This window comes from Arthrobacter sp. Cza30, assembly GCF_059090765.1.
Window position 1 is genome coordinate 435,922 of record NZ_JBNHGA010000002.1, and the last position, 23,243, is coordinate 459,164.

Annotated in this window: 22 protein-coding genes; 12 read left to right on the forward strand and 10 right to left on the reverse strand. The window is 68.5% G+C overall.

Annotation, left to right across the window (positions count from 1 at the left end; translation table 11 throughout):
* Positions 1–78: 78 nt before the first annotated feature.
* Both AC5RVZ_RS07295 and AC5RVZ_RS07300 read right to left on the reverse strand, forming a co-directional pair.
* Positions 79–630: a tripartite tricarboxylate transporter TctB family protein gene (locus AC5RVZ_RS07295; protein WP_494065105.1), complete on the reverse strand. Its 552-nt coding sequence runs from the start codon at positions 628–630 to the stop codon at positions 79–81.
* Between the two features lie 49 nt (positions 631–679).
* Positions 680–1,681, reverse strand: a complete 1,002-nt coding sequence (locus tag AC5RVZ_RS07300) for a tripartite tricarboxylate transporter substrate binding protein (protein WP_494065106.1) — start codon at positions 1,679–1,681, stop codon at positions 680–682.
* Between the two features lie 157 nt (positions 1,682–1,838).
* On the opposite strand from AC5RVZ_RS07300, the gene AC5RVZ_RS07305 reads away from it, so the two are divergent.
* The 6 genes from AC5RVZ_RS07305 (at position 1,839) to AC5RVZ_RS07330 (ending at position 8,775) form a co-directional block, all read left to right on the forward strand.
* Entirely contained in the window at positions 1,839–2,723 is an 885-nt protein-coding gene (locus AC5RVZ_RS07305; protein ID WP_494065107.1) for a LysR family transcriptional regulator, read from the forward strand.
* A gap of 139 nt (positions 2,724–2,862) precedes the next feature.
* The gene (gene kdgD, locus AC5RVZ_RS07310; protein ID WP_494065108.1) at positions 2,863–3,810 is read left to right on the forward strand and encodes a 5-dehydro-4-deoxyglucarate dehydratase; all 948 of its coding nucleotides are present in this window, start codon (positions 2,863–2,865) and stop codon (positions 3,808–3,810) included.
* A gap of 149 nt (positions 3,811–3,959) precedes the next feature.
* Positions 3,960–5,567: an aldehyde dehydrogenase (NADP(+)) gene (locus tag AC5RVZ_RS07315; protein WP_494065109.1), complete on the forward strand. Its 1,608-nt coding sequence runs from the start codon at positions 3,960–3,962 to the stop codon at positions 5,565–5,567.
* Positions 5,564–6,892 (forward strand): enolase C-terminal domain-like protein, encoded by a 1,329-nt coding sequence (locus tag AC5RVZ_RS07320; protein ID WP_494065110.1) that lies wholly within the window; start codon positions 5,564–5,566, stop codon positions 6,890–6,892. The genes AC5RVZ_RS07315 and AC5RVZ_RS07320 overlap by 4 nt, the downstream gene beginning before the upstream one ends.
* A 117-nt stretch (positions 6,893–7,009) precedes the next feature.
* On the forward strand, positions 7,010–7,978 hold the full coding sequence (locus AC5RVZ_RS07325) for an AEC family transporter (protein ID WP_494065111.1): 969 nt from the start codon (positions 7,010–7,012) through the stop codon (positions 7,976–7,978).
* Between the two features lie 164 nt (positions 7,979–8,142).
* Positions 8,143–8,775, forward strand: coding sequence for a trimeric intracellular cation channel family protein (locus AC5RVZ_RS07330; RefSeq protein WP_494065112.1), 633 nt, complete (start codon positions 8,143–8,145; stop codon positions 8,773–8,775).
* Between the two features lie 182 nt (positions 8,776–8,957).
* On the opposite strand, the gene AC5RVZ_RS07335 is transcribed toward AC5RVZ_RS07330, so the two are convergent.
* The gene (locus AC5RVZ_RS07335; protein ID WP_494065113.1) at positions 8,958–10,016 is read right to left on the reverse strand and encodes a Gfo/Idh/MocA family protein; all 1,059 of its coding nucleotides are present in this window, start codon (positions 10,014–10,016) and stop codon (positions 8,958–8,960) included.
* 67 nt (positions 10,017–10,083) lie between these two features.
* Positions 10,084–10,845 (reverse strand): IclR family transcriptional regulator, encoded by a 762-nt coding sequence (locus tag AC5RVZ_RS07340; RefSeq protein WP_494065114.1) that lies wholly within the window; start codon positions 10,843–10,845, stop codon positions 10,084–10,086.
* Between the two features lie 288 nt (positions 10,846–11,133).
* Between AC5RVZ_RS07340 and AC5RVZ_RS07345 the strand changes: the two genes are divergently transcribed.
* From AC5RVZ_RS07345 to AC5RVZ_RS07355, 3 genes are read left to right on the forward strand one after another with little or no spacing between them, the layout of a single operon-like run.
* Positions 11,134–11,850 carry a CoA transferase subunit A gene (locus AC5RVZ_RS07345; RefSeq protein ID WP_494065115.1) on the forward strand — a complete coding sequence of 239 codons (717 nt, stop codon included), beginning with the start codon at positions 11,134–11,136 and terminating at the stop codon, positions 11,848–11,850.
* Between the two features lie 25 nt (positions 11,851–11,875).
* Complete coding sequence (locus AC5RVZ_RS07350) at positions 11,876–12,586, forward strand: CoA transferase subunit B (protein ID WP_494065116.1); 711 nt, start codon at positions 11,876–11,878, stop codon at positions 12,584–12,586.
* Positions 12,586–13,776, forward strand: coding sequence for an acetyl-CoA acetyltransferase (locus tag AC5RVZ_RS07355; protein ID WP_494065117.1), 1,191 nt, complete (start codon positions 12,586–12,588; stop codon positions 13,774–13,776). Before AC5RVZ_RS07350 ends, AC5RVZ_RS07355 begins: the two co-directional genes overlap by 1 nt.
* A 203-nt stretch (positions 13,777–13,979) precedes the next feature.
* Here AC5RVZ_RS07355 and AC5RVZ_RS07360 read toward each other — a convergent pair whose 3' ends face one another.
* On the reverse strand, positions 13,980–14,642 hold the full coding sequence (locus AC5RVZ_RS07360; protein ID WP_494065118.1) for a uracil-DNA glycosylase: 663 nt from the start codon (positions 14,640–14,642) through the stop codon (positions 13,980–13,982).
* 428 nt (positions 14,643–15,070) lie between these two features.
* Positions 15,071–15,673: a biotin transporter BioY gene (locus tag AC5RVZ_RS07365; RefSeq protein WP_494065119.1), complete on the reverse strand. Its 603-nt coding sequence runs from the start codon at positions 15,671–15,673 to the stop codon at positions 15,071–15,073.
* 153 nt (positions 15,674–15,826) lie between these two features.
* Here AC5RVZ_RS07365 and AC5RVZ_RS07370 point away from each other — a divergent pair, with 153 nt between their 5' ends.
* Both AC5RVZ_RS07370 and AC5RVZ_RS07375 read left to right on the forward strand, forming a co-directional pair.
* Positions 15,827–17,461 (forward strand): LuxR C-terminal-related transcriptional regulator, encoded by a 1,635-nt coding sequence (locus AC5RVZ_RS07370; protein WP_494065120.1) that lies wholly within the window; start codon positions 15,827–15,829, stop codon positions 17,459–17,461.
* Positions 17,462–17,591: 130 nt separating this feature from the next.
* Positions 17,592–18,680, forward strand: a complete 1,089-nt coding sequence (locus AC5RVZ_RS07375) for a class I SAM-dependent methyltransferase (protein WP_494065121.1) — start codon at positions 17,592–17,594, stop codon at positions 18,678–18,680.
* Positions 18,681–18,696: 16 nt separating this feature from the next.
* Here the strand turns inward: AC5RVZ_RS07375 and AC5RVZ_RS07380 are convergent, their stop codons facing one another.
* Positions 18,697–19,683 carry an LLM class flavin-dependent oxidoreductase gene (locus tag AC5RVZ_RS07380; RefSeq protein ID WP_494065122.1) on the reverse strand — a complete coding sequence of 329 codons (987 nt, stop codon included), beginning with the start codon at positions 19,681–19,683 and terminating at the stop codon, positions 18,697–18,699.
* 204 nt (positions 19,684–19,887) lie between these two features.
* Between AC5RVZ_RS07380 and AC5RVZ_RS07385 the strand changes: the two genes are divergently transcribed.
* Positions 19,888–20,532: an SAM-dependent methyltransferase gene (locus AC5RVZ_RS07385; RefSeq protein ID WP_494065123.1), complete on the forward strand. Its 645-nt coding sequence runs from the start codon at positions 19,888–19,890 to the stop codon at positions 20,530–20,532.
* Positions 20,533–20,598: 66 nt separating this feature from the next.
* Here AC5RVZ_RS07385 and AC5RVZ_RS07390 read toward each other — a convergent pair whose 3' ends face one another.
* The 3 genes from AC5RVZ_RS07390 to AC5RVZ_RS07400 form a co-directional block, all read right to left on the reverse strand.
* On the reverse strand, positions 20,599–20,787 hold the full coding sequence (locus AC5RVZ_RS07390; RefSeq protein ID WP_494065124.1) for a DUF1918 domain-containing protein: 189 nt from the start codon (positions 20,785–20,787) through the stop codon (positions 20,599–20,601).
* 54 nt (positions 20,788–20,841) lie between these two features.
* Positions 20,842–21,393, reverse strand: a complete 552-nt coding sequence (locus AC5RVZ_RS07395) for an acyl-CoA thioesterase (protein WP_494065125.1) — start codon at positions 21,391–21,393, stop codon at positions 20,842–20,844.
* An 85-nt stretch (positions 21,394–21,478) separates the two neighbouring features.
* Entirely contained in the window at positions 21,479–23,242 is a 1,764-nt protein-coding gene (locus tag AC5RVZ_RS07400) for a BCCT family transporter (RefSeq protein ID WP_494065126.1), read from the reverse strand.
* Position 23,243 lies beyond the last annotated feature (1 nt).

Here is a 23,243-nt window from a genome sequence, read left to right on the forward strand (position 1 = left end):
CAAGGGTGGGGCACGAGAATCCCAACGTGGCGGCGGGACCGTCACTGCGGGAGCGCCACCTGCCGGAGCAGGCGGCCGCTAGAACAGGTGGGGAATCGAGGTTCCCAGGGCCAGGATGAAGATGCCGTAGAAGGCGGCAACAATCAGCAACGAGTAGAGGATGGCGCCGCGCCAGGATTCACCGCCGAGGAACTTCATCCAGACCAGGCACAGGAGCAGCGCGGGAACCTCAAAGCCGATCATCGGCATCAGCCACACCATGACCAGCAGCGTCGCGAAGCCGCCGGCGGCCAACCAGGACAGCTTGGAGAACTTCTCGCCGTCCTTGCCCCCGCGCCGCCCAACAACAAGCTGGGCGAGCGCGAGGACAGCGATGATCAAGCTGACCAGGAACGGCCACATTCCGGGCCGGGGCCGGGCGGGTGTACCCAGCCCCAGCCCGAGCGAGAGGACGATCCCGGCCACGCCCAGCACAAGCACCACGATGGAGGCTGCGAGGTTCGCTACTGGTCCGGCCGGGGGCGGAGCCTCGGCCTCCCATTGGGCAGCCAGTTGCTCCGGCGTCAGATCGTCTTCGACGATGCCGACTGCCTCGGGGCCCTCGGCGGGCGTGTCGCGGTGGGGCGTCATGGTTAACTCGATTCGCTGTGACGGCCGAACGGGGCCGTGCGGGGTGGTGCTACTCGCCGGCCAGGGAGATGTCGTACTTCTCGGTGAGTTCCTTGTACTTCGCGGCCAAGTCCGTCCACTGCTGGACGACTTCCTCACCGGAGATCTCCTTGGGGGTCAGCATGTTCTTCTCGTTGAAAGCCTTGTAGCTGTCGGCCGACTGGGCCGCCTCGACGGATGCCACGAGCTTGGCCTTCACATCCTCCGGCAGGCCCTTCGGAGCGGCCAGGGCACGGTACTGGGAGACCGGAACTTCGTACCCTTCTTCGATGGCGGTGGGAACGTCCGGGAGGTAGGTGTTGCGCTCGTCGGAGAAGACGACGATCGGCTTGACGGTGCCGGCGTCGATCTGCGGCTTGGCCTCACCCAACTGGATGGTGGCCAGCTGGACCTGGTTGCCCATGACCGCGGTCAGCGCCGGCGAACCCGAGTCGAAGGGGACCTCGGTGCCCTTGATGTCGGCCTGGGCGAACAGGATGGCCTGGGCCAACTGCGAGCCGGTGCCCACGCCGGTGGTGCCGAAGGTCAGCTTCTTGGAGCTGCCCTTGACGTCGTCCAGCGTTTCGATGCCGGAGTCGGCGCTGGCCACCAGGACGTAGTCGTCCTGGGACAGGCCCTTGATGACGTCAAGGTCCTCCAGCGTGACGGCTTCGCCCTCGGAGACGGCGAGCGGCGTAATGGTGATCAGCGAGGCGTTCAGCAGGACCAGGTTCTGGCCATCGGGCTTCATGGCCGCGACTTCCTGGGTGGCCAGGGCGCCGTTGGCGCCCGGCTTGTTCACCACGGGGACGGCTACGCCGAGCCCGTCCGCCATGCCTTCGGCTGTGGTGCGTGCGATCAGGTCGGTGGAGCCGCCGGCCGCCTGTCCGACCGTCAGGGTGATGGGGCCGGCGGGGAAGGCTTCCCCCTCGGACGCGGTGCTGCCGACGTTGCCGCCGCAAGCGGTCAGCGCCAGGGCGGCGGAGGCTGCGGTCAGACCGATAATGGTCCGGCGGATGGGAAATGCTTTCACGGGGGCTCCTTGCTCGATGAACAGCGGTGTTCGAACGGGTGGGCCGTGACCCGGTTCATATGAAGCAGGTCACTTGTGGCTCGGACACTGAGCTTAGGAAGAGACTATGATGCATGTCCAAGCCCTTTACTGCATTGAATGATACTTGGAAGGCATCATGTTCACTTTGGACCAAGCACGCAGTTTCATTGCGGTGGCGGAGGAACTACACTTCGGCCGCGCTGCCGAGCGGCTGAACATGACCCAGCCGCCGCTCAGCCGGCAGATCCAAAAACTGGAGCGCAGCATCGGCGTCGAACTCTTGGTTCGCGACAACCGCAAGGTGGCGCTGACCGCTGCGGGGCATGCCTTCCTCGCCGAGGCCCGCAAGCTGGCGGTCTCGGCGGACCGGGCGCCCCGGACGGCGCGCCGCATTGCCGCGGGCCGGGCGGGAGAAATCCGGATCGGCTTCACGGCGACCTCGGCCTTCAGCCTGCTGGGTCCGCTGCTGGCCGAGATCTCGCAGGAGCTGCCCGACGTGGACGTCGATCTGCAGGAGATGGTGACCAGCGAGCAGGTGCAGGCCATCGAGGACGGCGATCTCGACCTGGGCCTGGCACGGCCCCCCTTCGACACCGACCTGTTCGAGTCCCATCTGTTGTTCTCCGAGAACCTGATGCTCGCTGTCCCGAGCGGGCACCCGCTGGACCGGCTGTCGCCGCCGCTTGCCATCGCCGACTTGAAGGACGTGCCGTTGATCATGCACTCGCCCATCAAGGCGCGCTATTTCTACGATCTCGTGGTCCGCCAGATCCCCATCGAACACCGCAACGTTGTCCATACCGTCGACCAGATCCTGACCATGGTGGGACTGGTCGCCGCCGGCCGCGGCGTCGCCTTCGTTCCGGAGTCGGCCCAATTGCTGGGAATCGACGGCGTCGCCTACCTGCACCTGCCCGGGCTGGCCCCGGACTCGGTGGAGCTCCACGCGATCTGGAACCGGCACTCCCATAACCCTGCGCTGCGACGGATGCTGGATAGCGTCTGGGCGAAAGCCGCGTAGCTGGCCACCTCCCGGATCAATACTCTTCAGGCATCAATCCATACAAAATAGGGCTTGGACAGGCATCGCAATGCCTTCCTAGGGTGGAGCCAACGCATTCAACCCGCCGCCAGCGGCACCATCGCAAAGGAAGATGCACGTGGCCCAGTACACGCCCCATGAACTCGCAGACAAGCTCAAGGACGGGCTGCTGTCCTTCCCGGTGACGGCATTTGATGCGGAGTTGAACATCGACGAAGCCGCCTACCGCAACCACCTGGACTGGCAGTCCAGCTTCGACGTTGCCGGCCTGTTTGCGGCCGGCGGCACCGGCGAAGGCTTCAGCCTGACTCCGGCCGAGTCCGCCCGCGTGGTCCGGATGGCCGTCGAGGAAGCCGGCAGCCGGGTTCCCGTGCTTGCCTCCGCCGGCGGCTCCACGGCCCAGGCCATCCAGAACGCCAAGGACGCCGAAGCAGCGGGTGCCGAAGGCCTGCTGCTGCTGCCGCCGTACCTGACCGAATGCGACCAGGCCGGCCTGCTGGCACACGTTTCGGCGGTGTGCTCCACCACCAACATCGGCGTCATCGTCTACAACCGGGCCAACGCCATCTACGCCGCGGACACCGTGGCCGCACTGGCCGACCGGCACGCAAACTTCATCGGCTTCAAGGACGCCCTGGGCGACATCGAGCACCTCACCAAGGTCTACGCCAAGAACGGCGACCGACTGTTCTACCTCGGCGGCCTGCCGACGGCGGAGACCTTTGCGCTGCCGCTGCTGCAGCTGGGCATGAGCACGTATTCCTCCGCCATGTACAACTTCGTGCCGGAGTTCGCCCTGGACTTCTACCGCGACGTCCGCAACCAGGACCGTGATGCCGTGACCGAGAAGCTCAACCGCTTCGTGCTCCCCTACCTGGATATCCGCGACCGGGTTAAGGGATACGGTGTTTCCATCGTCAAGGGCGGCCTGAAGGCCGTCGGCCGCGACGCAGGCTTCGTCCGCCCGCCGCTGCAGGACCTGACCGAGAAGGACATCGCCGACCTGTCAGCCCTCGTCGAGGCCGCCGGCATCCGCCCGGCAGACACCGTCCGGCAGAACGCCTAGCGTTCGCCGCCTGCCCCGGCTTCGCTTCGCTCAGCACGGGGACCCCGGGCGGCTCTCTTGGCCCGAAGCGGCCGCCCGAGACGGGCGGCCGCTTTCGGGCCCTCAGCCACAGCCGACCATCCGCAGAAGCAGTAAAGAAGGAGCATCCGATGCCCAGCACGCAGACAACCCTGACAGGCCACTCGATCATCGCCGGCGAAGCCGTAACAGGCACCGGCGGCACGGTAAACGGTTTCGATCCTGCCACCAACGAGGGCCTCGAACCGGCCTACAGCCTCATCGACGCAGCCCAGCTGCTGACGGCCACCGCCGCCGCCGAGGAAGCCTTCGACTCCTTCAGCACACTGGATCCGGAAACGCACGCTGCTTTCCTGGAGAAGATTGCCGACAACATCGAAGCGGCCGGGGAAGAGCTGGTAGAACGCGCGATGGCCGAAACCGGCCTCCCCGCCGCGCGGCTGAACGGTGAACGCGGCCGCACCACCGGCCAGCTCCGCCTGTTCGCCGCGGTAGTGCGCCAGGGCGACCACCGCGGCGTCCGCATCGATCCGGCCCAACCGGACCGCCAGCCGATGCCCCGGGCCGACATCCGCCAGCGCAAGGTTCCGCTGGGCCCGGTCGCCGTCTTCGGTGCCAGCAACTTCCCGCTGGCCTTCTCCACCGCCGGCGGAGACACCGCCTCCGCCCTGGCCGCGGGCTGCCCCGTGGTGTTCAAGGCCCACAACGCCCACCCCGGCACCAGCGAGATAGTCGGCCGCGCCATCGCCGACGCCGTGGCCGACTGCGGCCTGCACCCCGGCGTGTTCTCGCTGGTCTACGGCCCCGGCGCCAAGATCGGGCAGGCCCTGGTCGCCGATCCGGTCATCAAGGCCGTCGGCTTCACCGGGTCTCGCTCCGGCGGCACGGCCCTGGTGGCCACTGCCGCGGCACGGCCGGAACCTATCCCGGTCTACGCCGAAATGAGCTCCATCAACCCCGTATTCTTCTTCGACGGCGCGCTCAAGGGAGACCTCGATGCCCTTGCCGCCGCCTACGTCGGCTCGGTCACCGGTTCCAGCGGGCAGCTCTGCACCGCTCCCGGGCTTGCCTTCGTGCCCGCCGGTGACGCCGGGGACGCGTTCGCGGCCGCCGTGAGCCGCGCCCTGGCCCCGGCCGCCGGACAGACCATGCTGACCCGCGGAATCGCCGATTCCTGGGTTGCCGGCGTCGACTCCCTCGGCCGGCAGGACGGCGTGGAACTCGTGGCCCGAGGCCAGGAAGGCGCCACGCAGAACGCTCCCGCGCCGGCGGTCTTCGGCACCGACGTCCCCACCTTCTTGGCCAATGACGTGCTGCACGAGGAAATTTTCGGCGCGGCCTCGCTGATGGTCCGCTACACCTCCAGCCAGGACCTGGTGACCTCCGCCAGGCGGCTCGAGGGGCAGCTGACCGCCACGCTGCACATGACCGACGAGGACCACGCCACCGTGGCCCCGCTGCTGCCCGTCCTGGAACGCAAGGCCGGCCGCATCCTGGCCAACGGCTGGCCGACCGGCGTCGAGGTCGGGCATGCGATGGTCCACGGCGGCCCCTTCCCGGCCACCTCCGATACCCGCACGACGTCGGTGGGCACCCTGGCGATCGAGCGGTTCCTCCGCCCGGTGGCCTACCAGAACATTCCGGATGCCCTGCTGCCGGCACCGGTGCAGCAGGACAACCCGTGGCGGCTCACCCGCCGGATCGACGGCACCCTGGAACTCGCCGGAGGACAGGCATGAGCAACCAACCCACCATTGCCGCCGTCGAGGTGGTCCCGGTCGCCGGACACGACTCGATGCTGCTGAACCTCTCCGGCGCACACGGACCGTTCTTCACCCGCAACGTGGTCATCGTGACCGACTCCGACGGCCGCACCGGCCTGGGCGAGGTCCCCGGCGGGGAGAAAATCCGCGCCACCATCGAAGACGCCGGCGCCATGGTCACCGCCCGCCCGGTGGCACGCTTCCGCAGCCTGCTGCGTGAGATTGCCGCCGCGTTCGCCGACCGCGACGCAGGCGGCCGCGGGCTGCAGACCTTCGACCTGCGCACCACGGTGCATGCCGTGACCGCGATCGAGTCGGCGCTGCTGGACCTGCACGGCCAGTTCCTGGGCGTTCCCGTGGCCGAACTCCTGGGCGACGGCCAGCAGCGTGACGCGGTGCCGATGCTCGGCTACCTCTTCTACGTGGGCAACCCGGACGCCACGGACCTGCCGTACCTGCGCGAGCCCAACGGGGCGGACGACTGGGAGCGGGTGCGCCGTGAAGAGGCCATGACCCCGGAGGCCGTGGTCCGCCTGGCCGAAGCCGCGCAGGCCCGCTACGGCTTCCAGGACTTCAAGCTCAAGGGCGGGGTGCAGGCCGGCGATCTGGAAGTCGACGCGGTCACCGCGCTCAAGGACCGCTTCCCGGACGCCCGCATCACCCTGGATCCGAACGGCGGCTGGCTGCTGCAGGACGCCATCCGGCTGGGCGGGCGGATGCGGGGCGTGGTGGCGTATGCCGAGGACCCCTGCGGCGCCGAAGGCAAGTTCTCGGGCCGCGAGGTCATGGCCGAGTTCCGCCGAGCCACCGGCCTGCAGACCGCCACCAACATGATCGCCACCGACTGGCGCGAGATGGCGCATGCGGTCCGTACCAACGCCGTCGACATTCCGCTCGCCGATCCGCACTTCTGGACCATGGCCGGTTCCGTCCGCGTGGCGCAGCTGTGCAACGAGTTCGGGCTGACCTGGGGCTCGCACTCGAACAACCACTTCGACATCTCGCTGGCCATGTTCACGCAGGTCGGCGCGGCGGCGCCTGGCGAGATCACCGCCCTGGACACGCACTGGATCTGGCAGGACGGCCAGGGCCTGACCAAGGAACCGCTGTTGATCCGCGACGGCGAGGTCAAGGTGCCGCAGGCCCCCGGACTCGGGGTCGAACTGGACCGCGAGCGCCTGGCCGAGGCCAACGCCCTGTACCTGGAACACGGCCTCGGCGCACGCGACGATGCCGTCTCCATGCAGTACCTGGTGCCCGGCTGGGAGTTCGATCCCAAGCGCCCCTGCCTGGTCCGCTAGTACCCGCCGCCCGCTCCGCACCCTGCGGGGCGGGCGGTCTTTCTGTCCCGCCGTTTGGCCTCTGCCCGGCCGGCCGTCTTGAGCCGGCCGGGCAGAGCCGTGACTTCTGGAGGTCCCGTGGAAGGTGTGCTGCTCGGCTTCGGCGTGGTGCTGGTGATCGTTGCCGTCGGCTTTGCCGCCGCAGCCATCGTCCCGCAGAGGGCGCCGGAGATGCAGCGCGGACTGACCCCGGTGATTTACTACATCACCAACCCGGCGCTGATGCTGGTGCTGCTGTCCGAGGCGGATCTCGCGTCGGTCGTCGGCGTCTTCACGCCGATCGCGCTGATTACCGCCGCCCTCGCGGGATTGGTCTATGCGCTGTTCAGCCGCTTCGTCCTGCGCCGCCCGGCAGCGCAGACGGCCGGCGGCGCCATGGCCTCCACCTATGTCAATGCGGGGAACATCGGGGTGCCGATCGCCCTCTACGCCGTGGGCAGCGCCGACCCGGTCGTTTCGGTGCTGCTGGCCCAGCTGCTGGTCATCGCGCCCGTGTACCTGACCGTCTTCGCCTGGTGCCAGCGGAAGGCTGCGGCGGGAAAACCCTCACCGGACGACGGCGGTGCTCCCGCGGCCGTCCCGCTGTGGCGCACCGTGGTGAAGTCCATCCTTAATCCGGTCACCGTCGCCACCGCCGTCGGCGCGCTCATCTCCGTGACCGGGCTGCGCCTGCCGGATGTGCTCTGGACGCCGGTGGAAATGCTCGGCAACGCGTCCATTCCGCTGCTGCTGATGCTGTTCGGCATGAGCCTGCACGGGCAAAAGCCGCTGACTCAACGCGCCCTGCGGGCCGACGTCGCGCTGGGATCCGTGGTCAAGCTGGCCCTGATGCCGGCCATCGCGTGGGCGGTGGCGCACTTCGTGTTCAATGTCGGCGGCATCCCGCTGCTGGGCGTGGTGGTCATGGCGGCCTTGCCGACGGCGCAGAACGTCTTCCTGTTCACCAGCCAGTTCCGCATGCAGTCCACGCTGGTGCGGGACATCATCTTCCTGAGCTCCTTGCTCTCCCTGCCCGCGGTCCTGCTGGTCGCCCTGCTGCTGGGCTAGGACCCGGGCCGCAGCCGGGTCCTAGCAGCCGTACCGGCAGGGGCTGATCCCGAATTCGCCGGCGGGACCTGTGGCAGAATCGACGCTGTTGACGTGGGTCCCTGTGTTGCCTGTGCGGCGGGGCCGTGCCGGGAGCAAGGCCTGGCGGTGATTGGATGGCAGACATGACGTTCGCGTTGATACTGGACCTCTTCGGCACCTTCTTTTTCGCCATGTCCGGCTGCATCCTGGCGGCCCGGCGGAAGTTCGACATTATCGGCTCGCTGTTCCTGGGTTCGCTGGCAGGCCTGGGCGGCGGAGTCATCCGCGATTTGATCCTGGGCACCGTCCCCAGCGCTTTCAATAATCCGCTGTATTTCGTCCCGCCGATCCTGGCCGCCCTGGTGGTCTTCTTCCTGTTTCGCAGCGTGGAACGGTTCCAGCGTCCGCTGCTGATCTTCGACGCCGGCGGGCTGGCACTGTTCTGCATCACCGGGACGGTCAAGGCCCTGAGCCTCGGCATGAACCCTGTCGCCTCGGCGCTGCTGGGCCTGACGACTGCCGTGGGCGGCGGAATACTGCGCGACGTCGTGGCCAACCGGGTGCCCCAATTGTTCAGCCCGGACGATCTGTATGCCGTGCCGGCCATGTTGGGTTCGGCCTTGGTGGTGGTGCTGTGGTTTGCCGGGGTCTACGGAACGCTGGCCGCGGTGGGCGTGGCCGCCGTGGTGTTCGGGCTCCGCGTGGTCTCCCTGCACTTCGGCTGGCACATTCCGCACGCGGCCCCGGTATCGCGCCTGCCGCAGGACGACGGCTGATCAGCGAACACCCGCGGCTGGGCGGAAGCCGCGGCGGGACGGAAGCTGCGGCAGGACGGAAGCCGCGGCGGGACGGAAGCTGCGACTGGGGCCACCGCTCCGCTTTTGGGCTTCTTCTGTGAGCGCCGCCGGCGGCCCCGCCCCGTTTCTGGGGGCATCTTGTGTGAGCGCCGCTGGCCGCCCTACGCCCGGTTCTGCCGGTGGATCTCCTCGATGATGCGGATGGCCGCCACGGCATCCGCGGGCTCGACGGGAACCGGGGCGCCCTCGTGGATGGCCGCAGCCAGCTGCCGGTAGTACTCCGGGTAAGCGCCGGCGACGGGGCGAACCCTGCGGGTATGGCTCGGCCTGCCGAGGGTTCCCCAGCGCTCTTCGGACTCCTCGCCGTATCCGGCTGCCCCGGGAACCGCGCCCGCCGCCAGCGCGGCCTCCTGGCTGTCCAGCCCCCAGGAGGTGAAGGCGGCGGCCGAGCCGAGCACATGGAACCGCGGCGCGGGCAGCGCGGAGATGAGGTTCATCGACAACCGCGAGCGCACCCCCGATTCGTGCAGCAGGGAGACGAAGGCGTCCTCGTCGGCGGCGGAGGCTGCGGGGTCGGTATGGCGGGTGGTGTGGCGGGCGGTCTCGCCGTAGACCGTGGCGGCCGGCCCGAAGAGCGTGAGCGCCTGGTCGATCAGGTGGACACCGAGGTCGAAGAGGATGCCGCCGCCCCCGGTGACACCGGCCGTCGCTTTCCAGGCCCGCAGGCCCTCCGGCTTCCAGCGCTCAAAGCGGGACTCGAAGGTGTGCACCCGGCCGAGTTCGCCGTCGCCGATCAGCTGCTTCAGGGTCAGGAAATCCGAATCCCAGCGGCGGTTGTGGAAGACGGAGAGCACCACGCCGGCCCGCCCGGCCTTGGCCAGCAGGACTTCGCCCTGGGCGGATGCGGGGACGAAGGGCTTGTCCACCACCACGTGCAGGCCGCGGTCAATCGCGGCGTCGGCGAGCGCGTAGTGGCTGGCCGGCGGCGTGGCCACCACCACGAGGTCAAGCGGCTCCGGCGCCGCGAAGAGTTCTTCCGCCGTTGCCACGATCCGGGCGCGCGGGTGCCGCGCCGCCGCCTGTGCGGCCCGCTCGGGATTGGCCGTGACGATCGCGTCCAGCGAGTACCCGCCCGCGGCCTCCAGCAACGGCGCGTGGAAGACCCGCCCGGAGAGTCCGTAGCCGATCACGGCGGTGCGCAGCGGGTGGTGCCCGGCCATCGTTGCTCCTACTGTGCTCTGGTGCCCTGTGCTCTGGTGCTGGCCGAAGTGCCCGGCTGCCTCGAGCCTAGCGGCGGACCTGCGGCTGTTCACGCAACTGCTGCGTGAGGATGTGCGCCTCTTCCAGAAGCAGCTTGCCGAGGAACTCCTGCCGGTCGGGCCGGAACCGTTGTTCGATGCCGGTCAGCGACAGCGCCCAGGCCGGCTGGCCGTGCCGGTCGAAAACGGCCGCACCCATCCCCCAACTGCCCTCCAGGATCAGCCCCGGGTTGACGGTATAGCCCCGCTCCCGGGTCTCGGCCAGATTCGCGCGGATCTTGTCCGGCGCATGCGCCGGGCCGAAGCGCTCGACCCGGGCACCGCCGTCGTCGAGCAGCCGGTCGATCTCCGCATCCTCGAGAAAGGCCATGATGGCCAGCCCGGCGGAAGCGATGCCCAGCGGGAAACGGACGCCTTCGTGCAGCACAAAGGAGCGCACCGGGAAGCTGCCTTCCACCCGGACCAGGCAGACGGTTTCGTCGCCCCGCCGGATGGACAGGAAGGCGCTCTCGCCGGTCTCGTCCGCCAACCGCTGCAGGCGCGGCCGAGCCAGCTCCTCGATGGCAAAGCGGCCGGCGGCCACCGACCCGAGCACATAAAGCTCCGGGCCCAGATGCCAGGTGCCGGTCTCCGCATGATGGTCCAGCAGGCCTTCTGCGGCGAGGGAGTTCAGCAGCCGGTAGACCGTGGGCCGGGTCAGGCCCGAGGCCCGGACGATGTCGGCCAGGGCCGCGCCGGTCTCCGGGGCGCGGCCGACGATCCGCAGCAGCCGGGCCACCCGGCCGACCACTTGGGCACCCTGTACCTGCTTGTCTGGCAATTCTCCTCCTGGCGGGCTGGCGGGCTGCTGCCTAGCGGGCTGGCGGCGGGCCGCCGCGTCGGCGCCGTCACCCGGTCGATCCACAATGTGGACAGTCTACCTGCCGCTGTCCACACTGTGAATGCGACGCTCGGGCACCCGTTGACGGTTCCGCCGCCGCGCCACTAGTCTGCCGGATAACAGCTGTCCACAAGATGGACAAGTTCCGCGCCGCGTCAGGATGAGTGGGTGCGGACGGCACTCAACGAGGAGGAAGCAATGTCCAAACTGACGGCAGGACCCGCCGCCGCGCTGGCCGGCGTGCTGCATGACGGGATGACGATCGCGGTGGGAGGATTCGGGCTCTCCGGCATCCCCGCGGACCTGATTGACGCGGTGCGCGATTCCGGCGTCAAGGACCTGACGGTGGTCTCCAACAACATGGGCATCGATGGCAAGGGCCTGGGCGTGCTGATCGAGGCCGGGCAGGTCCGCAAGGTGCTGGCCTCCTACGTGGGCGAGAACAAGCTGTTCGCCCAGCAGTTCCTGGCCGGCACCCTGGAGGTCGAGTTCAACCCGCAGGGCACGCTGGCCGAGCGCCTCCGTGCCGGCGGCGCGGGCATCGCGGCCTTCTACACCAAGACCGGGGTGGGCACCGTGATCGCCGAAGGCAAGCCGCACGAGGAGTTCGACGGCGAGCTTTACGTGCAGGAGCGCGGGATCGTAGCCGACCTGGCCCTCGTCCACGCCCACACGGCCGACACCGACGGCAACCTGATCTACCGCTACACCGCCCGCAACTTCAACCCGGTGGTGGCCACCGCCGGCCGCGTCACCATCGCCGAGGCCGAGGTGATCGTGGAGCCGGGCGCGCTGGACCCGAACCACATCGTCACCCCGGGCGTGTACGTCCAGCGCCTCGTGCAGGCCTCGGACCGCGCCAAGGACATCGAGCAGCGTACCGTCCGCCCCCGCCCCGCCGTCGTCGGCGCCTGAGATTTCTGACCAGAAGGAGCACATCATGGCTTGGACACGAGACGAGATGGCGGCCATCGCAGCCGCCGAACTGAACGACGGAGACTACGTCAACCTGGGCATCGGCATCCCCACGCTGGTGGCCAACAACCTGCCGCACGGCGTGCGGGTGGTGCTGCAGAGCGAAAACGGCCTGCTGGGGATGGGCCCGTTCCCGTACGAGGGCGACGAGGACGCCGACCTGATCAACGCCGGCAAGCAGACCGTGACGGTGCTGCCCGGCGGCTCCATCTTCGACTCGGCCACCAGTTTCGGCATGATCCGAGGCGGCCACGTGAAGACCGCCGTCCTGGGCGCCATGCAGGTCTCCGCCGCGGGCGACCTGGCCAACTGGACCATCCCCGGGAAGATGGTCAAGGGCATGGGCGGCGCCATGGACCTGGTCGCCGGCACCCCGCGTGTGGTGGTCCTCACCGAGCATGTGGCCAAGGACGGCACGCCCAAGATCGTCAACGAATGCTCGCTGCCGCTGACCGGGGTGAAGGTGGTCAACCGGATCATCACGGATCTCGCCGTCTTCGACATTAACGACGACGGCGGTGCCCTCCCGCTGCGGCTGGTCCGCCTGGCGCCGGGGGTCACCGTGGCCGAGGTGCGGGAGAAGACCGAGCCGGACTTCGCCGTCGCCCCCGAACTGGACGAAGCCGCCGCCGAACCGGCCGGCGCGCGGGAAACAGCCCTGGAAGGAACACACTGATGAGCCTGAAGCAACATTTCGGCCGGGACGTCCTGCTGACCGGCTGGGGGCACTCCCCCTTCGGGAAGCTGGCCGACGAGACGCTGGAATCGCTGATTGTCGGGGTGGCCCGGGAGGCCATCGCCAACGCCGGGTTGGAGCCGGGGCAGATCGACGAGATCTACCTGGGCCAGTTCAACTCCGGCATGGTGCCGCTGGGCTTTGCGTCCTCGCTGGCGCTGCAGGTCTCCGACGACCTGGCGAACGTGCCGGCCACCCGCGTGGAGAACGCCTGCGCGTCCGGTTCGGCGGCCGTGCAGCAGGGTGCCAAGTCGCTGCTGGCCGGCACGGCGCACAATGTGCTGGTGATCGGGGCCGAGAAGATGACCCATGCCGGCGCCGACGTGGTGGGCGCTGCCCTGCTGGGTGCCGACTACGAGGCCGCCGGCAAGCCGAGTTCCACCGGATTTGCCGGCCTCTTTGCCGAGACCGCCAAGCACTACCAGAAGCGCTACGGCGAGGTGGGCGACGTCCTCGGCTCGATTGCCGCGAAGAACCACCGCAACGGTGTGGCCAACCCCTACGCACAGCTGCGCAAGGATCTGGGTGAGGAGTTCTGCCAGACCGTCTCGGACAAGAACCCCGTGGTCGCAGAGCCGCTGCGCCGCACGGATTGCTCTCCGGTCTCGGACGGTGCCGCCGCCGTGGTCCTCAGCACCGAGTCGCCGCGTTCCGGTGCCGCGGCAGCCGCAGTCCGGCTGGCAGGGTTCGGCCACGCAAACGACTTCATGCCGGCCGAAAAGCGCGATCCCACCGCCTTCGCCGGCAGCCGCGCCGCCTGGCAGCGCGCCCTGGACATGGCCGGGGTGGGGCTGGAGGACCTGGACCTGGCGGAGGTGCACGACTGCTTCACCATCGCCGAGCTGATCATGTACGAGGTCATGGGGCTGACCCCGGTCGGCGAGGGCCGCCGCGCCATCGAGGAAGGCTGGGTGTACCGGGACGGCAAGCTGCCGGTGAACCTGTCCGGCGGGCTGAAGGCCAAGGGCCACCCGGTCGGCGCCACCGGCGTCTCGCAGCACGTGGTGGCCGCCATGCAGCTGTCCGGCACGGCCGGCGACATGCAGTTGGCCGGCGCCCGGCGTGCGGCCGTGCACAACATGGGCGGTCTGGCGATCGCCAACTACGTCAGCGTGCTCGAAGCGGTGTAGTTCCCGCTGTACTCGCGGCAACGGGCGCCCGGCAATCCGGCCGGGCGCCCGTTCGCGCCTCGGCGGTGCGGCCTCCCTCGCCTGGCCGCCTTCCTGCGTCCCTGGCCCTGCCGCATCCTTCACCAGCCCGGGTCTCCGGCCGGTTCGCTTCCCGGACGCCGTGTCTCCTGGCGCCGGAGGCGGCGTCAAGCTGGCAGCTTGGCCTAGGTCGCCGCCTCGTGGTTGATTCCGGCCTCCAGCAACTCCAGCAGCCCCCGGCGGAACAACTCCTTGCCACCATGGGCCGGGTGACGAACCTTCGGCACGTTGAGGCCGGCCGCCGCGACGCTGCGGTGGCCTATGTTCCCCACGGCTACGACCGTGTCGATGCCGAAAATGCGGGCCAACTCCTGCCAGAGCGGCAAGCCCGCCTGGATTTCGGAGCTTGAGGGCGTCCGGTTGGAGTGCGGCCGTCCGGGCTGGTGCGGGTGGAACGGGTACGCGCTCCAGAGCAACGGCAGGAAGTCCAGATCGGCCAACACGTTCCACATCACCGTTGCCGTCGGCTCCGCCGGAACGGTCAAGACCTCCGGCGGAACGACGTAACCGTTGCCCGGGCCGAACATGCCGAACGGGTCACTCCCCGAAATCAGTGCCTTGTTAGTGAAGGGGACTCCGGTCACGGTCATGCCGCGGTACCCGGGGGCCTCCCCGACCAGCAGGACCTTGGGGCGGCATTCCAGCATCTGATCCAAGTACCTGGTGATGTTGTGCCGGCGCGCTGCGTTCGCCGGCACCGATGCCGAGAAGAAGTTGCGGCTCGCTGGACCCGTCTCGAACTCCCCCAGCCGCACCACAAAGTCCCTGATTTCCTGCTGCGCCGTCACCATCCCAACCTATGCGATCAGCGCTGCGACGGTGGAACCTGAACCCGCGACCCTCTGCCACCGAAATGCTGACGACTCAAATCCCAGGCGGGAGTTGCTAACGACCCGAACCCCTGCCCCCAATGCCCAACCATCGAGTGGCGGGAAGCTGCAGCGAAACGGCCCTGTTCGCTGCATCTTCTCACCACTCGAGTGCGCAGGAGAATAGATGTCCCAGTCCAGGGAGATGTCGAGCACGCAGGGGAATTCAAGTCACTGAACTGCTGGTTGGACCAGGTGTCGGGAAACCAATCCAAGACACCGTTTCACCGGCCCCGCAGAGAACGGCGCCGGTGCCCGGGGCGAGGAAGAAACCCCGCCCGGGCACCGGCGTCGCGCTGTGAAGTTGTCAGGGCTGCAGCGGGCGCGAAGACCCGCCGCCCAACGCTTTAGGCGCGCGCAGAGTCCTTGGGCAGGCGGGCCGCTAGCTTCCACGCGGCCGGCATGGCCGCTGCCGCGATCAGCGACTTCACGATGCCGCCGATGATGAACGGGTACAGGCCCCACTCGAGCGTCTGCTGCAGATCGGCGCCCAGGGAGATGGCCAGCCAGATCATGCCGAAGACGAAGGTGATCACGGTGCCCGCCAAGAAGGAGACGGTGGCGCCCAGGAACTTCTTGTCCCAGTTGCGCTTGGCCAGCCAGCCGGTCAGCCCCGCGGCGGCGATGAAGCCCACCAGGTAGCCGCCGGTCGGGCCAACGGCGGCGGCCAGGCCGGAGGATGCGTCGGAGAACACCGGCATGCCGGCCACGCCGGCGACCCAGTACAGTGCCATCGACAGCATGCCGCGGACCGGACCCAGCGTGCTGCCGACCAGCAGTACGGCCAGGGTCTGGCCCGTGATCGGGACCGGCCACAGCGGTACGGCCAGCTGCGCCATCACGGCGGTCAGGCCCGCCCCGCCGACAACCAGCGCGGTGTTGGCCAAGGCGGTGCTGGGGACCAGGGCGTCGGCCAGGACACCCTGACGCGCAACGGCGACTGAACTCATATTTGCTCCTTCTCGGGGACATTTCCTTGCGGAAACTGTGGTCCGGTTTCGGCACCACTGTACCGGCAGCCCCCCGCGGCGAAGCCGATTATGGCAATGATTACGCAGTTCCCTGCCGGCTGCAGGAGGACTACCCTGAAAGGCAGGAGCGCTATGGAGCCAATCGAAACACTGCTGGCGACTGCACGCGATGCCTACGCGCGCGGGGAATGGCGCCCAGCCTACGACGGATTTGAGCAGGCCCGCAGCCTCTCGCCGCTCGACGTGGAGGATCTGGCCCGGCTGGGCGATGCCGCCTGGTGGGTGGGGGATGTCCGCGAATCGGTAGTGGACTCCGAGGAAGTCTTCCACCGCTACGAGAACGACGGCGAAAAACTCGCCGCCGCCATGAAGGCCCTGGATCTGGGACTGCTGTGGACGCTGCGCGGGGACCTGATGATCGCGTCCGGATGGATCAACCGCGCCAGGCGCATGCTGCTGGATGCCCCGCAGAGCCCGGTCCACGGTTACCTGCTGTATCTGGACGCCGTCAACGCGCTGCTGTTTGCCGAAGACCCGGAGCCGGCCTTGGCCGCCGCCGATGAGCTGCAACAGATGGGGCGCAGGTTCAACGCACCCGTGCTGCATTCCTTCAGCCTCACCCTGGCAGGTTTGGCCGATCTGCGGGCGGGGCGGACCGCTTCGGGATTCGCGGCCTTGGACGAGGCGATGCTCCCGGTCCTCGCCGGGCAGGTGCCCCCGACCTGGGCGGGAGACATCTATTGCACGGTACTCCACGCCTGTTACCAACTGGCCGACCTGCCGCGGATGCGGGCATGGACCGAAGCCACCGAGCGCTGGTGCGAGCAACTGGCGGGCGGCATGGTCTTTTCCGGCGTGTGCCACATCCACCGGCTCCAGATCCGCAGCATAGAAGGCAATTGGGACGGCGTGGAACGCGAGATCGCCCAAAGCAGCCTGGAACTGGCGGACCGAAACGTGTGGGCCGCCGGTGAAGGGTACTACCAACTCGGCGAGCTGCGCCGGCTGCGCGGCGACCTGCAGGGTGCCAGCGACTCCTACGCCAAGGCGCGCGACTTGGGTGTTGAGCCACAGCCCGGCGAGGCCAAATTGCTGGCCGCGCGCGGACATGTCGATGCGGCGTGGGCCGGCCTGGCAGCAGCACTGGAGTCCAATGATCGGCTGACCCGGGCGCAAATGCTGCTCCCCGCGGTAGAACTCGCCGTGCAGCTGAAGTTGACGGTGGAAGCCGAGGAATACTGCCGGGAACTGGAGCAATCGGCCGGTGACTTCGGCAGCCCCGGTTTCCTGGCCTGGGCACGGCATGCCCGCGGCGTCCTGCTGTTTTCCGGCGGCCAGGCCGCGCAGGCCCTCTCCGTGCTGAGGTCCGCGCTGCAGGGGTATCGTTCCCTGCACCACCGGCACGACACCGCGCGGGTGTACGAACTGCTCGCGGCCGTGCACCGCGAGCTGGGCCAACCGGAGACCGCGGCGTCGGAAGCGGCGACGGCTCTGGCCATCTACCGGGAGCTCGGGGCGGAGCCGGATGTGCGCCGCCTGGACGGCCAAAAGTCCCCGGGCGGCCTGACGGAGCGGGAAGCGGAGGTACTTGCCTGCATCGCCCGCGGTGCCACGAACAAGGAAACGGCAGCCGCACTGTTCATCAGCCAGAAAACGGTCGGCAGGCATCTGGCCAATATTTTCCTCAAGATCGGCGTCTCGTCCCGCACCGCCGCCGCCGCGTGGGCCCACGAGCACGGCATCACCGCTCCCCTAACCCGGCGCTGACGCCTGCATCTTTTGCCCCATCCGCGCCGCCCGAACCCACAGAACTTGCCCGATGTTTCGGGTGCCGCCGGCTCCCTACCGTGGGATTCAGCAGGCAACAGGTGCCTGCTTCCAGACCACGGGAGAAGCCATGACCACCATCCAGGAAACTGCCGGGCAGTTCGACACCGAGGCCGCCGAAGCCTTCGTGCAGCGCTGCCTGACCATCCTGAACGACGGCGCGCTGGCCATGCTGGCCAGCATCGGTCACCAGACCGGATTGTTCGACACCCTGGCGGCGTTGCCGCCGGCCACCAGCCAGCAGATCGCGGACGCCGCGGAGCTGGACGAGCGCTACGTGCGCGAATGGCTCAACGGCCTGGCCGCGTCGCAAGTGGTGGCCTACGACCCGGTTGCCCGCACTTACCGGCTGCCGGCCGAACACGCCGCCTCGCTGACGAGGGCCGCCGGCCCGGACAACCTGGCGCGGCTGCTTCAGTACATCCCGCTGCTCGGCGGCGTGGAGGAAGGGGTCGTCGCCGCATTCCGCCAAGGGGGCGGGCTGTCCTATGCCGACTATCCGCGCTTCCACCAGCTGATGTCGGAGGAAAGCTCGGCGGTTTTCGACGCCGGGCTGATCGAGGAGATCCTGCCGCTGGCCGACGGGCTCGTGGGGCGCCTGCGCCGTGGCATCGACGTGGCCGACGTCGGCTGCGGCAGCGGGCACGCCATCAACCTGATGGCGCAGGCGTTTCCCGCCAGCCGGTTCACCGGCTACGACTTCTCGCCGGAGGGAATCGCCCGGGCACGGCAGGAAGCGGCGCGCATGGGCCTGCAGAATGCCTCGTTCGAGGTCCGGGACGTCGCCGAGCTGAATGAACCGGGACGGTTCGACCTGGTCACCGCCTTCGACGCCATCCACGACCAGGCCCAGCCGGCGCGCGTGCTCGCCGAGGTCCACGCGGCCCTGCGGCCCGGCGGGACCTTCCTGATGGTGGACATGAAGGCCTCCAGCAATGTGGAGGACAACGTGTCGCTGCCCTGGGCGGGCTTCCTCTACACCATTTCGGTGATGCACTGCATGAGCGTTTCGCTGGGCCAGGGTGGTGCGGGACTCGGCACAGCCTGGGGCCAACAACTCGCCCTGTCCATGCTGGCGGATGCGGGCTTTTCCGGGACGGTCGTCAAGGACGTCGAGCAGGACCCGTTCAACGCCTACTACATCGCGGCCAAGACCTAACCCCGACGACGGCGGCTCAGGCCGCCAGCCCTGCGGCCTGGGCCGTCAGCTCCAGCGCGCGCAGCCGCTGCGCGACGGTCGGCGCCTGGAACGCCACGATCAGCTCGTCGGCGCCGGCGTGCTTCGCGAAGCCTTCCAGGTACTCCGCCACCGCCTCGGACGTCCCGACGGCCGAGTACTTGACCATCTGCTCCACGTGCTGGCCCTGCGGCGAGTCCAGGATGAGATCCGCTTCCTCGTCGCTAAAGGTCCGGTCGCGGCCGAACAGCAGCGAGACCCGGCTGCGCCGGACAACCTGGAACTGCTCCTGCGCTTCCTCGTTGCTGTCCGCGGCGATGGCGTTCACACCGGCGATCACGTACGGTTCGGCGAGCTGCTCCGACGGCTGGAACTCGCGGCGGTAGACGGACACGGCGTCCTGCAGCGCATTGGGCGCGAAGTGCGAGGCAAACGAGTACGGCAGCCCCAGCGCCGCGGCCAGCTTCGCGCCGAACAGCGAGGAGCCCAGGATATACAGCGGCACGTTGGTGCCCTTGCCCGGTGTCGCATCCACGCCCTTGATGCGCGACTGTCCGGTCAGGTAACCCTGCAACTCCAGCACGTCTTGCGGGAAGGATTCGGCGCTCATCGGATCACGACGCAGCGCCCGCAAGGTGTTCTGGTCGCTGCCCGGGGCGCGGCCCAGGCCAAGATCGATCCGGCCCGGATGGAGCGCCTCCAGGGTGCCGAACTGCTCGGCGATGGTCAGCGGGGCATGGTTCGGAAGCATGATGCCGCCGGCGCCCAGGCGGATGCTCTTGGTGTGCGCCGCCACGTGGGCAATCAGCACGCTGGTGGCCGAGGACGCGATCGACGCCATGTTGTGGTGTTCGGCGTACCACACCCGCCGGTAGCCCAGTTCCTCCGCCCGCTGCGCCAAGGACACGCTGCCGGCCAGGCTTTCGCCCACGGTTTCGTTCTTGCCGATGGTTGCCAGGTCAAGGATGGACAGAGGTACGTTCACGTCGGCGGGGCCTTTCGTCGCGGGACGCCCGCGGTGGTTGCCGCGGGCACACATCCTGAACAACGACGGCGGTGCCCGTCTTATTTCTTCCCTCCCGGCCCGTGGGGGCTGGCTGCCGGGCCGTGGGGGTTGGCTGCCGGGCCGTGGGGGTTGGCTGCCGCGGGCCGTCGCCGTCGTCACCACGCGGGCGTAGAGTCTGCAGGCATGGAGCATCATCACGACCGCCGGGAAGAGCCCGACCAGTTCTGGGAGTCCTTTTACAGCCAACGGGACCAGGTGTGGAGCGGCCGGCCGAACGCCATGCTGGTCCGCGAGGTCTCCGGCCTGCGGCCCGGCACCGCCCTGGAACTGGGTTGCGGCGAGGGCGCAGACGCCATCTGGCTCGCCGGCAAGGGGTGGACGGTCACCGGCCTCGACATGTCCGGGCTCGCGCTGCAACGGGCGGCCAAACACGCCGACCAAGCCGGCGTTGCGGACCGCATCCGGTGGCTCCGACAGGACCTGGCCCGCTGGGAACCCCAGGAGAGCTACGATCTGGTCTGCGCCCAATTCCTGCACTCGCCGGTCGAGCTGCCGCGGAACGCCATTCTCACCACGGCGGCCCGCGCGGTAGCACCCGGCGGCACGCTGCTGGTTGTCGGCCACGAATCGTTTCCGCCCTGGTCGGGACATCCGGAACCCGAGGAACCGCTGCCCACCGCCGGGGAGCTGGCCGAGGCACTGGGACTAGGTTCCCCGGGCTGGGCCCTCGACACGCTCGACTCCGTCCCCCGCGAGGTCACGGGCCCGGACGGGCAGACCGCCACGATCACGGACAGCGTCCTGCGCGCCCGGCGGCTGGCCTTTTAGCCGGCATCGGGCCTCGCCTGCAGCGGACGTCTGACCCGGCATCGGGCTTCGTCCGCAGTGGGCTTCTTAGCCGGCAGCGTGCTCGATGCTGCAGTCCGTGCCCGGGAAGACGACACTCTCATGGCCGTCGTCGAACCTCACGAAGTAGGGCGGGGCACCGCCGTCGCCCCTGACCTCGATGACTTCGCCGTGCCGGTCAGCCGATTCCACCGTCCTGCCCCTGATGACGATGCGGTCTCCGGGTGCTGCGATCATGACCGCTCACCTCCTTTCCCATAGCCTAGGGGAACGGGCTGCGGCCGACCAGAGTCAGCGCACCCAGCGGTGCGGGGCGGGCCGGCGGGTGCTGGGCAGGGCGTTGTTCTCCCGCCACTCGTGCAGCCATTCGGGCAAAACCAGGTCCGCCGGGGGCCGCTTGCCGACGGCCGCGAAGATCTCCTCATTGGAGACCGGTCCCTGCTTGGAAACCAGCCGGGTGGCGATGTAGGCCCGGGCATGGATTTCGCCGTCGGCCACCATGCGCTGCTCGAAGAAGATGGCGCGGTCGTCAAACCCGATGATGCGGGTTTCGATGCTGTATTGCTGGCCGAGTGTGAGCGATTTACGGAAGGCAATGGTCTCCGCGCCGACCACCGGCGACCAGCCCTTGCGGCGAAAGGTGTCCCACACGCCGGCGCGCACCATCAGCTCGAAGCGGCCTAGGTCCATCAGCGAGAAATACATCCCGTTGTTGACGTGCATGGCGATGTCGATGTCGGTGGGCAGCACGCGCAGGGACAGCGTGGATGAATCCCAGATGTCCAGGGCAGGACGGCGGCGGGCCGTCAGCAGCAGCAGGAGGGTGCGGAAGATCAGGTGCATGCCGCCATGTTACCCGGAGGTAACTTGCCGGGCGGGCGGGACCGGCGTCGCCACGCCGGTCCCGCCACCCTCCAGCCAGTCCCGGCTACGCGTGGTGTCCGTGTTTTTTGCCGTCCCCGAGGTCCTCCGGCAGCCCCCCCGCGGGATGCGCGGGGCCGCCGGAGCCGTTGATGCGCCCGGCCTGGCCCGGCTGCACGACCGGCGTCTCGGACGTCACCGGCACCGCGAACGGCACGTTGCTGGGGACGCTGACGGCTCCGCGCACCGGGCCCATGCGCCGCTGCCGCAGCGGATCCCGGCGCAAGTCCACGTACAGCGAGAGGCAGAGTCCCACCATGATCAGCACGAAGGGCGTTGACGCCAGGATGGTGAACGTCTGCAGCGCGTCGAGCCCGCCGACGAACAGAAGCACGGCCGCGACGGTACCGGTGAGAACGCCCCAGAGGATGACCAGCGGCTTCCACGGCTCCTTTCGGCCGCGGGAGGAAAGCGTTCCCAGCACGACGGCGCCGGCGTCGGCGCCGCTGACGAAAAACACCGCCGTCAGCACCATCACCACGATGGCCGCGCCGAAAAAGAACGGATAGTTCTGCAGGGTTGCGAAGAAACCGGCCGCCTCGTCTCCGGTCCCGGCAATATCTTCACCGCCCAGCTGCAGGTGGATGCCCGCACCGCCGAACACCGAGAACCAGACCACGCTCACGGCGGTGGGGACCAGCAGCACGCCCAGGACGAACTCCTTGATGGTCCGTCCGCGGGAGATCTTGGCGATGAACGTGCCCACGAAGGGGGTCCAGGAGATCCACCACGCCCAGTAGAAGATGGTCCAGTTGGCCAGCCACTCGGTGCCGCCGAAGACGGCCGAGTGGAAGCTCATGGGGACGATGTTGGCCAGGTAGTCGCCGATCGCGGCGGGGACCAGATCCAGGATGAAGACGGTGGGACCCACCACGAAGACGAACACCAGCAGCACCGCGGCCAGCACCATGTTCGTGTTGCTCAGCCACTTGATGCCGCGGGCAACGCCGCTGGCCGCCGAAATCACCACGCCCACGGTCAGCACGCAGATGATCAGGATCGGAGCCACGACGCCGGGGTTCTCCTCGAACCGGCCGGTCCGCAGCAGCGCCAATCCGGCGGCAATCTGCAGCGCCCCCAGGCCCAGCGAGGTCGCTGAGCCGAATTTCGTACAGATGATCGCCAGGATGTCGATCGGCTTGCCCCAGCCCTTTTCCTCGATCCGCTCCTTGCCGAAGATCGCCTGGAAGGGCGAACTCATCAGGTTGCCGCGGCCCATCCGGTACGTCGAATAGGCCAGGGCCAGGCCAACCACCGAGTAGATGGCCCACGGGTGCAGACCCCAGTGGAAGAGCGTGTAGGCCATCGCGCTGTTCGCGGCCTCGGGGGATCCCGGAGCGGCGCCCACGAAGGGCGGCGGCGAGGCCAGATGGGTGACCGGTTCGTAGACGCCGAAGAACATCAGGCCGATGCCCATGCCGGCGCTGAACATCATGGCAATCCACGACAACGTGGAGAACTCGGTGGTCTCACCCTCCTGCGCGAGCGGAATGTTGCCATACCGGCCAAAGGCCAGCACCAGCGAAAAGACCACGAAGCCGGTAGCACCGAGGATGAACAACCAGCCGAAGGAGTTGGTCACCCAGCCGAGAATTGATCCGGTTACTTCGGTCACCTGCTGGGTAAAGAAAACGCCCAGCAGGCAGATGGCAACAATAATGCTGCCTGAAACGAAGAAAACCGTCTTGTCGACGGTATTCCAGCCCCGCTGCCCGTCATCACCCGCATCCCGGGAGACCGTCGGCAAGGGGCCGGTAAATTCGCTGCTCATC